The sequence below is a fragment of the Longimicrobium sp. genome, from assembly GCF_036387355.1.
Classification (GTDB): domain Bacteria; phylum Gemmatimonadota; class Gemmatimonadetes; order Longimicrobiales; family Longimicrobiaceae; genus Longimicrobium.
The window spans coordinates 1-13,549 of the sequence record NZ_DASVTX010000059.1; the positions used below are offsets into that span (position 1 = coordinate 1).

Genomic DNA, 13,549 nt, shown 5'->3' on the forward strand with positions numbered 1-13,549 from the left:
CTCCGCTTTTCCCGGTCCGACTCAAAGCAGAGCCACCCCGACGCCAGATGCGGCTGCACGTAGTCCGCGGCCTGCGGGCGCTCGCCGTCCCGGGCGCGCCGCTCTGGGCCCTTGTAGTCCAGCACGTCCTGGCCGCGGCGCTCCGCCATCAGCTGGCTCGTAAGCCGCAGCGTGGGAATCACCTGCCAGGCGCGCCACTCGTCCCCGTCGGGGGCGTGAAAGGTCCGCAGCGTCATCGTCGAGAGAGCCTGGAACGGGGGGAAGGAACGGTGCAGCGCGGGACCGGGCGCGACTTCTCGGGCGTAAACAGGTCGCGCAACGTTGGCGGATTTCGTGCGCCGGGTCAATGCCCTTGTGCACGCCCGGACGGCTGGTGGAACACGCCTTGCCCCCAACGCTCGCGGCCGGGCACCGAGTCCGGGTTTCGCAACGGGAGAGGATGATGAGCGGCGTCTACAAGTCGATCGAGATGGTGGGAACCTCGGCGCAGAGCTTCGAGGATGCGACGCGCGCGGCGGTCAAGCGCGCCGGCGAGTCCATGCGCAACCTGGAATGGCTGGAGGTCGTGGAGCAGCGCGGCTACATCAAGGGCAGCGAGGTGGGCGAGTACCAGGTCAAGCTCAAGCTCTGGTTCAAGCTGGAAGAAGACAACGGCTGATCCGGTTCCCTGAACGAAAAGAAAGCGGCCGCCCCTCTGCACGGGGCGGCCGCATTCTTTTCGGTCGGTGACGGGCGTCAGCCGCGGAACGCGAGGTACACCACGAACCCCGCGGCCACCACGGCGATCAGCGCCGACGCCCAGAGGGGAAATCCCATGCGCGTCGACTTCAGGTCGCCGATGCTGTCGCCGCGCCGGTAGTCCTCCGGCTCCATCTCCGGATCGGTGGTCTGAAAGCGGTTCGGGTCGGGGCCAGTGGCCATGGTTCATGTCCGGTTCGGGTTCGCGCCGCGGATGTGCAACGCCCGCGCCGCGGCGGGTTCAGAACGGCGCGGCGTCCGTAAGCGGCGCGCCGGAAAGCAGAACTACGCGCACCGGGTCGCCCGGGCGCACCTCCCGCCCCGCGTCCACGATGGCGAGTCCGTCCGCCGCGGCCATGGACGACGCCATCCCGCTCCCCTGGCCCCCGGTGAGCGACGCGGTCCACGCGTCGTCCTCGCCGCGGTGCAGGCGCACGCGCGGGAAGTTCATCAGCTCGCCGCGGGCGGCAAAGGTGCCGTCGAACGTCGCGCGGATGCCCGGCAGGTGCACGCGCGCGTGGCCGGCCATCCGCAGCAGCGCGGGGCGGACGAAAAGGGCGAAGGTGGCCATGGTCGATACCGGATTCCCTGGCAGGCCGAACCACGGAATCCCCCCCAGCCCGCCTACCCGCCCGAACGCCATCGCCGATCCGGGGCGGATGCGCACCCGCCAGAAGGCGACTTCCGTGCGCAGCTCCTCCATCACCCCCACCACGTGGTCGTGCTCGCCCACGCTGATCCCCGCGGTGGTGATCAGCGCGTCGCACCCCTCCGCGGCGGCCAGGTGCTCGCGCAGGCTGGCCGGCGTGTCGCGGGCGATCCCCAGCACCCGCGCCTCCATCCCCGCCTCCGCGAGTTGGGCGGCGAGCGCGTAGCTGTTGGTGGATACGATCCGCCGCGCCGCAATCACCTCGCCGAATTCCTCCACCGGCACCAGTTCGTCGCCCGAGGCCAGCACGGCCACGCGCGGACGGCGGATGACGGACAGCGAGGCGCGCCCCGCCCCCGCCGCCACGGCCAGCGATCCCGGCGTCAGCACGTCCCCGGCGCGCAGGACGGTGTCGCCGGGGCGCACGTCCTCGCCACGCGGGCGAACGTTGCGCTCCGCGTCCGCGTCCGAGCGGATGGCGACGCGCCCGTCCGCGGTGCCGATCGCCGTTCCGCCGTCCGTGTGCTCCACCCGGATCACGCCATCCGCGCCCGCCGGCAGCGGCGCGCCGGTCATGATGCGGATCGCCTCGCCGGGGCCCACCGGGCGCAACGCGAAGTGCCCCGCCGGCACGTCATCCACCACGCGCAGCACGACGGGGGATGACGGGGAGGCGCCACGCACGTCCTCCGCGCGGACCGCGAAGCCGTCCATGGCGCTGTTGTCCCACGGCGGCAGGGCGACGGGAGAAATCACGTCTTCCGCCAGCACTCGCCCCAGCGCGTCCAGCAGCGGCCGCGTCTCGAGCGGCAGCCGCGGAACGCCTTCCAGCATCCGCCGCAGCGCATCCCCGCCGCTGATCCAGTCCGCCACGCGGTCAGCGCCCATCGGGGCCCCCCGCGCCAAAGGCGGACTGCACCAGGTCCGCCACCCGGGCCACGTGCGCGCCCGCGGGATCCGCATCCATCACGATCACGGGGACGGCGGCCTGCAGGGCCTCGTCCGTCACCAGCGCAAGCAGGAGCGCATCGGGCGCGGCGGGGTCGTGGATGGGGCGCTCGTGCACCGCGCGGCGGAACACCTCGATCCGCGGAAAGGGGCCGTGCTTCCATCCCTCAATCAGCACGCCGTCGTAGCCGCGCCCGGCGAAGAAGGCGCCGACCAGCGCGCGCGGGTCCGGCTCGCCCTCCATCCGCATGGTCAGCGCGATCTTTCCCGTTCCCGCCATGAGCGTCGCTTCTGCCTGGCCTTCGTTGAAGTGCCGCCAGCTGTCGCGCCCGGGCTGGTCCGACTCGAAGTCGTGATGCCCGTGCTTGATGCTGGCCACCCGCAGCCCGCGCCGCCGCAGCTCCGCCAGCACGGCGACCGCCAGCGTCGTTTTCCCGCTATTCTTGCGCCCCACCATGCACACCGCCGGCGGCACCCCGCGCTCCATGTCTTCCGCCCGTTGCAGGTTGTCCACGGTGTTGACGTTAAAGAAGATGCGGGCCGGATCGCCCATCGCGCGCACCTCGCCCAGCGGAATGCGCGCCGTGCGGATGCGCTCCGGCAGGTGGTGCAGGGCGAGGTCGCCAGCGCGGATCATCGCGTCGACCAACGCCCGCGCGCGGACGGAGTACCACGCGCACAGCGGCTCCATCCCGCGCCGCCCCGTGCTTTCGGGCACGACCGCGTCCACGTCGTCCGCCCGCGCCCGCTCCGCCAGCGCGCGCACCAGCGCCGGGGGGATGAACGGCATGTCGCAGCCGACGACGATCACTCCCGCGCGCCCCGCCTCCGCGGCCAGCCGCAGCGCGGTGGCCAGCCCGCCGACGGGCCCCAGCCCCGCCGCGTCGTCCGCGTGGACGGGAAGCCTCAGCCCGTCATAGCCGCCCTCGTTGGCAAGGACGACGATCTCGGAAAGGACCGCGCCCAGCGTGTCGCGCGCCCGTTCCGCCAGGGTGCGTCCGCCGACGCGCGCAAAGGCCTTGGGCGTGCCGAAGCGCCGGCTGGCGCCCCCCGCCAGCAGGACGCCGAGGGGTTCGGGGGCGGAGGTGGGGATGGGCGGCGGCATGGGCGCGGGGTGCGGGTTCGGCGCGCAACGTAACCCGCGGCGGGGCGGCGGATCAACCCGCGGCCGGAACGGGTCTTGCGCGCCGCCGGGCCGGGCACCGGACAGACACCTGGCGTGAGGGGGAGTGATGCGCGGATACGATCCGTACAGCTTTGGCGGGGGATGGGAGCGGCAGCCGACACCGGGACGCCGCGGCGGCTACGACGGGTTCCGCGGGCAGCCGGGCGGGTCCCCGCAGTACGGCCGCTGGGAGCAGCCGGACCGCTACGACCGCGGCGTGTACGGCGACAGCTACCCGGGGTTTGACCCGTATCCCACGCGGGGCGGGGGATACGGCGGCGGAATGGGGCAGCCGCAGCGTGCAGGCTGGGCGGGGTACGGCGGCGACTACGGCGGCGGCAACGCCACCCGGCCGTTCCTGCCGCCGTCGGCGTACCAGCGGCATCCGGAGCTGGACCGCGAGCCGCACCGCGGCGACCGCTGGGGCTACGAGCTGGACGACACCGACGTGGAGCTGAGCGACGACGAGATTCTGGACGCCGTTCGCCAACGCCTGTACGAGGACGTGTGGCTGGACGTGGACCGCATTGAAGTCACCGTGGATGACGGCGTGGTGACGCTCACGGGCGAGGTGGACGACTTCCTGGAGGCGCGCTACGCCTGGGACGACGCGTGGGAAACCGAGGGCGTGCGCGGCGTGATCACCCGGCTGGTGGTGAACGTGCCTTCCAATGGCGACACGCACGGCGACCTTCTTCCGCAGACCACGTCCGGAACGCGCACCGAACCCTGAAAACCGCGTCTCTCACGGAGCACACGGAATTCCACGGGGTTCACGGAGGAACGGCAGAAGATCGCCAACTGCCGTCGTCAGTACCGTGACCTCCGTGCAGCCTCTGTGACCTCCGTGAGAGACGGGGTTGCCGTTTCCGTATGGGAGGACAGAACGAGAAGCGGGTCCCGGCGCACAGCCCGGGACCCGCTTCCTGTTCATCGGCCGAAACCGGTCAGTGGCTTTCGCGCGAGCCGTAGCCCTCGCCCATGGGGCGGTCGGGGGGCGTGTACGAGGCGCCTTCTTCCACCGCCTCCTGCACGCTGTGGGTGCCGTACATCTGGCCGGCCACGTCTTCCACCAGGTGCGACGCCGTGTCCGACTGGTTGTCGTTCGCGTCGCCCATCTGCGAATCGGTTTCCATGTCCAGCATCACCGAATCGTCTGCGGCCTCGGGCGCCTGTCCGCGGTGCAGTTCATCCACCATCAGCTCGTTGGTGAACTCCTGGATCCCCATGATCTCCGTCACCACCTGCTCGGCCACGGAAATCTCGGAATCAGCGCCCACGCGGCCGCTGAGCGTCACGTGGCCCGCGTCCACCCGCACCTCGATCCACCCCGCGTCCAGCTCCGGGTGCTCCTGAAGGTGCTGCACCACCGCGTCGTACAGCTCGTCGTCCGTCATCCCCGAAAAGTCGAAGATGTCCCCCGTGTACCTCGCGGCCATGCCGCCCTCCTGACGCTTGCTTTAGAAGTGGAACGCCGCCCCGACGGTCACCGCGCCCACCTGGTTCCACTCCGAGCGCTCCCGCACGGGAACCACGAACGCGTCAGGCGGCGACGTGCGCCACAGCCGCCCCTGCAGTTCCCCGCGAATGGACAGGTTGTCGCTGACGAACCAGTCGGTCCCCAGGCCGGTACGCAACGCAAACGTGGGGCCGAAGCGATACAGCTGCGTGCCGCTCAGGTCCAGGTCGGCCTCCTCCTGAAACGTTCCGCGCACGTCGGCCACAATGCCGCCGCCCAGCAGCACGTAGGGCGCCAGGCTGTGCCAGGTGCGCGGGCCGGTGAGGTGAAACAGCAGCGCCACGTCGGTGGTCACAATTCCGCTGGGCACGTCCACCCCGGTGTCCACCGCTTCCACGCGGGTGGAGTCGTCCACGTACTCCGGCGTGAACAGCCGGCGCTCGCTGGGGCTGAAGCCCACGGCCAGCTGCAGGTTCAGCCCGCCGGTGGCGCGCAGCTCGTACGACACGCCCAGCATGGGCGCGGGCTTGGGCCCGAAGTTCACCTCGGTGCTGTCGGTGATCTGCACGCCCCGCGAGGGGACCAGGTACCCGGCAAAAACGTGGACGGCCTGCGTGGTGGTCACGTCGCGAATGGGCGACGGAACGTCCTGGGCCGAGGCGGAACGGGCCATCGCGACCAGGGCGGCGGCCAGCAGAAGCGCGGTGCGCGGAACTCGCGTCATCGTTGTCTTGCGGTCGATGAAAAAAACGAAGCGGCGGATGCGGTCCGCCGCGGCGTACGGGCCGTCCCCATGCCGGGAACCGCCGCTAGTACCGGCCCGAAGGTAGGGTTTGTTCCGGGGAGGGGCAAGCGAGCGTGCTGTTCGGGCGGGCGTGGGGTGAAACGGAGGTTGGGGCGTGTCCCCGCTGCGCGGGGCCGGGCTTCGCGCGCCGTAGGCAACGATACAGCTGTTGCCAACGGCGCCGAGCCCCCTCCGTTACAGGGCAACGGTACTGCTGTTGCCCCTCCACTCCGGGCTCTCGGCCCTCCGGGCGCGAATCCCTCACGCAACAGCGGAGTGCGTGAGTGCGGAGTGCGGAGTGCGGAGTGCGGAGTGCGGAGTGCGGAGTGCGGAGTGCGGAGTGCCCCGTGCCCGGTGCCCGGCGCCCGGGGTTCCGAGCCGGGCCTACCCCCGCCTGATTCTCCTGCGTCCGCGACCTCCGCGTGGGGCAGTTTTCAAGGCCGGCCGCTGCACGGAACTCCTCGCATCGCGACACCCCGTCAGGCGCGTCCGGCGAGAAACGTGCATCGGACGCGCGATCCATCAATCCATCCCAACGCCGGAGAAGCCATGTCGGTCTCGTCACCCAGTTCGTCGTCCGCGCCCGCGTGGCCGCCTACATCCAGCGCGGGCTTTCCGCGCATCGGCAGCCTTCCCGCGTACGTCTTCGCGCAGATCAACGCCGAAAAGCGCGAGCGCATGGATGCCGGCGAGGACGTCATCGACCTGGGAATGGGCAACCCCGACCTGGGCACCCCCGGCCACATCGTCGACGAACTGGTGGCCCACGCGGCGGACCCGCGCCACCACCGCTACAGCGCGTCGCGCGGCATCTACGGCCTGCGCGAGGGCATGGCGGAGCACTACCGCGACCGGTACGGCGTGGAACTGGACCCGGAAACGGAAGTGGTCGTCACCATCGGCGCCAAGGAGGGCATCGCCCACCTCATGCTCGCCATCCTGGGCGACGGCGACACCGTGCTCGTTCCCGCGCCGGCGTACCCCATCCACACCTACTCCGTCGTTTTCGCGGGCGGAAAGGTGCAGACGCTCCCCCTCGCGGACGCGGGGGAAGGCTACGTGGACGCCGACGCCCTCTTCGGCGCCGTGGAAGAGGCCTGCCGCACCGCGGAAAGCCCGCCGCGCGTTCTCCTGCTCAGCTTTCCGAACAACCCCACCACGCTGCAGGCGCCCGCCGGCTTCTTTGAGCGCGCAGTGGAGGTGTGCCTGCGCAACCGGCTTCTGCTCATCCACGATTTCGCGTACGCTGACTTCGGGTTCGGCGAGGACCCGCCCAGCGTACTGTCGGTTCCGGGCGCGCGCGACATCGCCGTGGAGTTCTTTTCCATGTCCAAGTCGTACTGCATGGCGGGCTGGCGGGTAGGCTTCTGCGTGGGCAACCCGGCGATGGTGGGCGCGCTCACCAAGATCAAGAGCTACCTGGATTACGGCATCTTTCAGCCCATTCAGATCGCCGCGGCGCACGCCCTGCGCTCCGGCCAGGAGTGCGTGGGCGAAACGCGCGAGGTGTACCGGCGCCGCGCCGCGGCCCTGGTGGGCGCGCTTGCCACAGCCGGGTGGGACGTTGCTGCGCCACGTGCCACCATGTTTGTCTGGGCCCGCATCCCCCAGGCGTTCCGGGCCATGAGCAGCATCGAATTCGCCCGCCACCTGCTGCGCGAAGCCAACGTCGTGGTGTCGCCGGGGGTGGGGTTCGGGCCAGAAGGCGAAGGCCACGTCCGGTTTGCGCTCATTGAGCCCGAAAGCCGCCTGGCCGAGGCCGGCGAGCGGATCGGCCGCGCGCTGGCCCGCGGCCCCGCGGAGGACTGACCCGCCGATCCTTCCGGTACCCGACACAAAGAAGCCCGGCCGCGTTTCCGCGGCCGGGCTTCCCGTATCCGGCTGTGGCGCGCGTGCCCCACCTGAAGTTTGTCAAGCACTTCGCCGGTACTGGACGGACATCGGATGTTGCTGCAACACAAACTCTTGACGACGCAACCCGTATGTGAGACATTGACGCGTCGCAGTATGTTCCGCTCCCGCGGAGCGTGGCCCGTTTGAGGGGCCGCTGCGGCGTTTTGCCTCCCGCTCAAGGCGCGGCCTCCGCCGCGCCCCCACGGTCGGTCGCAATCCCCCAGTGCCCTCACTTGGCCGGAGTTGGTTCCCATGTCCTTCCGTATACGCGCCCTGTTCCTGGCGGGCCTGCTCGCCGCGGTTTCCTGCAGCGACGCGGGCAACCCCGCAGCGCCCGGCACCGGCGGTGAAACGCCGCGTCCCCCCACGCCCGGCGATGCCCTCCAGGCGCTGGACTGCTCCCTGAACCTGCGCGCCGCCCAGCTGGAGTGCCGCCCCGAGGGCGCGTCCGCCGGCGGGGCGTCCGGGCTCATCGTGGGCAACCAGGGCGTGTGGGTAAAGCTCACGGGCACCAACATCCAGACGATCGCCGACACCACGGCGTTCGACGTCACGGTGCAGAACCTGATTCCGCAGGCGCTGGGCGTGGATGCCACGGGCGCGGTGGACGGGACGGCCGGCGTGCGCGTCTTCTTCCACCAGATGCCGTACGCCAGCGGCGGCACCGGTACGGTGGAAGTCGCCAACGAAGACGGCTCCACCACCTTCCTCACGGAAGACCGCCCGTACTACCAGTACGCCGGCGGGCTGGACTCCGGCGCGGTTTCGCTTTCCAAGACGTGGAAGCTGCGGAGCGACCCCGGCGTCACCAACATCGCCTTCAAGATGTACGTGGCCGCGCAGGTGCGGTGGCCCAACGGGTTCCTGCGCCTTTCGCCGGACACGTCCGTGCTGAACGTGGCGCAGAAAGACACGCTGTCGGCCGACGTGCGCAACCCGGTCGGCACGCCGCAGCCGGACGCGGTGACCTTCACCAGCACCGATCCGGCCGTGGTCACCGTCACCCAACTGCCCGGCAGGACGGCGGAGATCACGGCCGTCGCCAAGGGCACGGCGTGGGTCAAGGCGGTGAGCGACGTGCACGCCTCGCGCATCGACTCCACCCTGGTGATCGTGGACAACGAGCCGGTCGCCACGCCGGACTCGGTGGGCGCGCTGAGCAACGTGACCGTGCCGGTGGACTCCGCGCACGGCATGCTGGCCAACGACATCAACGACGGACAGCTGCAGGTGCTGGCCGGCACCGTGACCACCGCCAAGGGCGGCGAGGCGGTGCTGGCCGCGAACGGCAGCTTCACCTACCTGAGCCGCTCCGGCTTCGCCGGCCGCGACACCATTCACTACTCGGTGACGGACGGCGTTCGCACCGTGGCCGGGCTGGCGCTGGTGGACGTGCAGAACAGCCGCTACTGGTACGTGCGCGCCGGCGGCACCGGCGACGGGCGTGACAGCAAGCCCTTCGGCAGCGTCGCCTCCGCGCAGGACTCGGCCGCCGCGGGCGACACCCTCTTCGTGCTGGCCGCGGGCGCCACGGACCTGAACGGCGCCTGGGTGCTGGAGAACAACCAGGCCGTCATTGGCCAGGGGCTTCCGGCCACCTTCAAGCGCGGCCTGTTCAACGGCGACAGCCTGGTCGTCATGGCCGCCGGCGGCGCGCCGGGCATGACCCGTACGACGGCCGGCGCCACTGTGACCGTCGCGCAGAACAACCGCATCGAGTACGTGGGCATCACGGCGGCCAACGGCGCGGCCATCACCGGCAGCGGCTTCGGCACGCTGAACGTGGCGGGGGTGAGCACCAACCCCTCCGGCCCCGCGCTGCACCTGACCAACGGCACCCTGAACGGCGCCTTCCTGTCGCTGGCGGCCGTGGGGTCGTCCACGCAGGGCGTCTACCTGAACAACGTCGGCGGATCGCTGACCGCCATGTCGGGCAACCTGTACCTGGGCACCACCGGCTTTGAAGTGGTGGGCGGCACGGCGAAGATCCAGTTCCCCGGCTCCATCCGCGGCTTTCAGAAGGCCGTCAAGATCAGCGGCCGCACCACGGACTCGGTGACCTTCACCGGGCCCGTCAAGGACGCCAACGACGGCGTGGAACTGCATGGCAACAGCGGCGGCGTCGTGATCTTTGCCGACAGCCTGCAGCTGCTGGGCAAGGGGCTGAACATCCACGACAACAGCGGCGGCGCGTTCCGCTTCAACGGCGTCAAGGAGTTCACCACCACCACCAACACGGCCGTTTCGCTGGCCACCAACACCGGCGCCGAAATCAGCTTCGGCGGCGGCGGGCTGGACATTGAGACGACCACCGGCACCGGCATCTCCGGCAACAGCGGCGGCACCTTCAGCGTGACCGGCGCGGGCAACACCATCATCACGGGCAGCGGCACGGCGCTCAGCCTGACGGGCGTGGGCACCGGCAGCGCCGGCCTGTCGCTGTACCGCATCGAGGTGGGCGCGGGCGCGCCCAGCGGCATCGTCCTCAACGGCCTCAGCGGCCGCGGCGTGCAGGTGACGGGCATCGCCGGCATGCCGGGCACGGCGGGCTTCATTCACGCCACCACCAGCCACCGCGTCTTCCTGACCAACACCGGCACCGCGCCGGTGGAGCTCGGGCCCATCGTGATGGACGGGGCGCTGGCGGCCAGCACCGTGGCGATCAACGCCAGCGGCGCGGACAGCATCAAGTTTGACGCGACCACCATCGACGTGAGCGGCGGCGCGGCCATCAGCGTGTTCAACTCCGGGCTGTTCGGCTCGCTGCAGCAGGTGCGGTCCACCGGCAGCGCAGACAACGCCGTGCTGATGAACGGCACCAAGGGCACTGTCACGATGCCGCTGGACGTTTCCGGCGCGGCGTCCACCGCCATCGCGGTCGTGGGCGGCAGCGTGAACGCCACCTTCGGCGGAACCGCCACCCAGGCCAACAACGCGGCGCTGCTGTCGGTGACGGGGACGCACACGGGGACGCTTACGTTCGAGGCGGCGTCCACGCTGGGTGCCACCAACGGCTCCGGCCTGCAGTTCAACGACGCAGACGGCGCGTACAACTTCAACGGCACCACCACGCTGGGCGGCGGCAACGCCGGCATCGACGTGCTGGGCGGCTCCACGGGCACCTTCAGCTTCGGCGCCAACACCGGCATCACCAACCCGGTGGGCACCGCGCTGGACATCTCCAATGGCGGCGCCGTGACCAACGTCACCTACGCCGGAACCATCAGCGCCAACGCGGGCCGGCCGGTCTCGGTCGCAGGCGTGAGCGGCGGCGCGGTGACGGTGTCGGGCAGCATCACCGGCACGGGGCAGGGCATCTCGGTGGCGAGCAACACCGGGGGCGCCATCTCCTTCACCGGCGCCACCAAGTCGCTTACCACCACCACCAACGCGGCGGTGACGCTGAGCACCAACCCCGGTGCCACCATCACCTTCAGCGGCGGCGGGCTGGCCATCAGCACCACCAGCGGCGCGGGCCTCACGGCCAGCGGCGGCGGCACGGTGCAGGTGACCGGCGCGGGCAACACCATCGCCTCCACCACCGGCACCGCGCTCTCGCTCGCCAGCGTGACCACGGGCGCGAGCGGCGTGAACCTGGCCAGCGTGTCGGCCAACGGCGGCTTCAACGGCATCGTCCTGTCGGACCTGACGGGCCCGGGCGTGCAGGTGAACGGCGGCACCATTCAGGCAACGACCGGCAACGCGGTCAGCCTGACAAACCTTTCGGCGCTCACCACCGGGGTGCAGCTGCAGAACATGACGCTGACCCGCACCGGCGCCACCAACATGGTGCTGAGCGGCAGCAGCTTCGGCAGCCTGGACCTGACGGGCACCACGGTGACCTCCACCGGCGCCGGGCGGACCATCGACCTGACCACCGGGTCGCTGTCCGGCACCATCGCCGCCATCAACTCGAGCGGCTCGTCGGGCACGCCCGTGACCTTCACCACCGTCTCGGGTTCGGCGACGGTGAACGGCGGCACCATCACCAACGGCTCCCTGGTGGGCAGCCTGGTGGTGAGCGGCGGCTCCGTGAGCCTGGACTGGCGCGGCAGCATCTCGCAGGCCACCAACAACGTCCCCCTGCTCAAGGTGAGCGGCGGCCACACCGGCACGCTCACCTTCCAGACGGGCACCCTGGGCGCCACGGACGGAACGGGGCTGCAGTTCGACAACGCCGACGGCACGTACAACCTCAACGGCACCACAACCCTGGCGGCCGGGGTGGACCGTGGCATCGACATCCTGAACGGCTCGGGCGGCACCTTCAGCTTCGGCAGCAGCGTGTCGGTCACCAACCCGGTGGCCACGGCGCCCGCCCTGTTCGTGGACGCCAGCGCGCCCACGGTGACCTTCGCGGGAACGATCAGCACCAATGCCGCGCGCCCCGTGCAGATCGAGGACCTGACGGGTGGCGCCGTTACGGTGAGCGGCGGGATTACCACCACCGGCCTGGGCATCCTGGTGCAGAACAACACGTCGGGCGCGCCGGCCATCAACTTCACCGGCACGACCAAGTCGCTGAACACGGGCGCCAACGCGGCCGTGACGCTGGACAACAACGACGCGGCCACCGTGAACTTCAGCGGCGGGGGCTTGGCGATCGCCACCACCTCAGGCGGCGGCTTTACGGCCATCAACGGCGGCACCGTGAACGTGACCGGGGCCAACAACACGGTGGCCTCCACCGCCGGCGGCACGCCGGTGAACATCCAGAACACCAGCATCGGCGGCAGCAACGTCACCTTCCGCAGCGTCAACAAGTCCACCGGCTCGGGCTACGGCATTCGCCTGGAGAACACGGGGACGAGCGGCGGGCTCAAGGTGACGGGCGACGGAACGACCGCCAACAGCGGCGGCACCATCGTCCAGAGCGGCGCGACCAACACCGACTCCGCCGCGGTGACCCTGTCCAGCACCGGCAACCTGTCGCTGCAGTTCATGCGGCTTTCCATCACCACGGGCGACGGGTCCAGCGGCATCACCGCCACGGACCTGACGGGAACCAACCTGGTGCAGAAGTCCACCGTGGACTTCAACAACGTGGCGCCCGCGGCTGTGCCGCTGAACCCGGCCTACGGCGCCAGGTTCGTGCAGAACACCAACGCGACAATCACGCTTGACGCGGTGACGATGCAGAACAAGCTGGACGGCACCACCGCGGGCTCGCTGTCGGCGGGCGGCACGGGGGTGGTGAACTTCAACGTGATCGACAGCAGCACCGGTGACGGGTTCGGCAGCACGCTGCAGGGGCTGTTCGGCAGCGGCTGGGTGATCTCGTCGGGCGACACGGGCGGCTCTACCGGGACGGTGAACGCCATCGTCAGCGACTCGCGCTTCCAGAACGCGGCGGCCAACGGCACCAACAACCTGGAAGTGGGCGCCAACGCATCGAGCACGCTGAACTACAAGATCAAGAACAACGTGTTCTCGGCCGTCGCCAACGCGACCTTCCTGGCGGGGATCGTAACCCTGAAGTCGTTTGACGGAGCCGTGGTGGGCGGCAACACCGCCATGGACTCCATCGTGGGCAACACGATCACCAACAGCGGCACCGGTTCGGCGGTCACGGATCGCGGATACCGCGGCATCCATGTGTTCATGCAGAGCACTACCGCGGCAACCCACCGGGTCGTGATCGCAAACAACGTGATCACGGACCTGTGGCAGACCGCGGTTGCGCTCTCGCCGCGAAGCTCGGCGACCGCGCACATCAAGGTCGTGAACAACACCATCGGCACGGCGGCCCTCCCCGTGGGACAGGCCAACTTCCGCGCTGTGCTGGTAGAGCCGCAGGACGGCAGCGCGCTGAACCTGGAGATGACGGGGAACAACATCTACGGCGCGGGAACGAGCGACAGCAACGCCTCGCTGGGACTGCGCGTGGGAACCACCACCGGGACGCAGACGCTG

At 70.3% G+C, this 13,549-nt stretch carries 10 protein-coding genes; 4 read left to right on the top strand and 6 right to left on the bottom strand.

What is annotated here, in order from left to right:
* The coding region (locus VF665_RS02865) for a hypothetical protein (protein ID WP_331051892.1) at positions 1-236 on the bottom strand (236 nt) is incomplete at its 3' end.
* A 206-nt stretch (positions 237-442) separates the two neighbouring features.
* Here VF665_RS02865 and VF665_RS02870 point away from each other — a divergent pair.
* On the top strand, positions 443-658 hold the full coding sequence (locus VF665_RS02870; RefSeq protein WP_331051893.1) for a dodecin: 216 nt from the start codon (positions 443-445) through the stop codon (positions 656-658).
* Positions 659-735: 77 nt separating this feature from the next.
* On the opposite strand, the gene VF665_RS02875 is transcribed toward VF665_RS02870, so the two are convergent.
* Genes VF665_RS02875 through mobB form a run of 3 tightly spaced genes read right to left on the bottom strand, consistent with a single transcriptional unit; the run spans position 736 to position 3,440 of the window.
* Entirely contained in the window at positions 736-921 is a 186-nt protein-coding gene (locus VF665_RS02875) for a hypothetical protein (RefSeq protein ID WP_331051894.1), read from the bottom strand.
* 58 nt (positions 922-979) lie between these two features.
* Positions 980-2,275, bottom strand: a complete 1,296-nt coding sequence (glp, locus tag VF665_RS02880; protein ID WP_331051895.1) for a gephyrin-like molybdotransferase Glp — start codon at positions 2,273-2,275, stop codon at positions 980-982.
* A complete protein-coding gene (gene mobB, locus VF665_RS02885; protein ID WP_331051896.1) occupies positions 2,265-3,440 on the bottom strand; it encodes a molybdopterin-guanine dinucleotide biosynthesis protein B in 1,176 nt (391 codons plus the stop codon). Before mobB ends, glp begins: the two co-directional genes overlap by 11 nt.
* A 127-nt stretch (positions 3,441-3,567) precedes the next feature.
* On the opposite strand from mobB, the gene VF665_RS02890 reads away from it, so the two are divergent.
* Positions 3,568-4,233 carry a BON domain-containing protein gene (locus VF665_RS02890; RefSeq protein WP_331051897.1) on the top strand — a complete coding sequence of 222 codons (666 nt, stop codon included), beginning with the start codon at positions 3,568-3,570 and terminating at the stop codon, positions 4,231-4,233.
* Between the two features lie 214 nt (positions 4,234-4,447).
* Here the strand turns inward: VF665_RS02890 and VF665_RS02895 are convergent, their stop codons facing one another.
* Both VF665_RS02895 and VF665_RS02900 read right to left on the bottom strand, forming a co-directional pair.
* Positions 4,448-4,939, bottom strand: coding sequence for a BON domain-containing protein (locus VF665_RS02895; protein WP_331051898.1), 492 nt, complete (start codon positions 4,937-4,939; stop codon positions 4,448-4,450).
* 21 nt (positions 4,940-4,960) lie between these two features.
* A complete protein-coding gene (locus tag VF665_RS02900; RefSeq protein WP_331051899.1) occupies positions 4,961-5,683 on the bottom strand; it encodes a hypothetical protein in 723 nt (240 codons plus the stop codon).
* Between the two features lie 609 nt (positions 5,684-6,292).
* Here VF665_RS02900 and VF665_RS02905 point away from each other — a divergent pair.
* Entirely contained in the window at positions 6,293-7,552 is a 1,260-nt protein-coding gene (locus VF665_RS02905) for an aminotransferase class I/II-fold pyridoxal phosphate-dependent enzyme (RefSeq protein WP_331051900.1), read from the top strand.
* Between the two features lie 336 nt (positions 7,553-7,888).
* Positions 7,889-13,549, top strand: a 5,661-nt coding sequence (locus tag VF665_RS02910) for a beta strand repeat-containing protein (RefSeq protein WP_331051901.1), incomplete at its 3' end; no start/stop codon positions are given.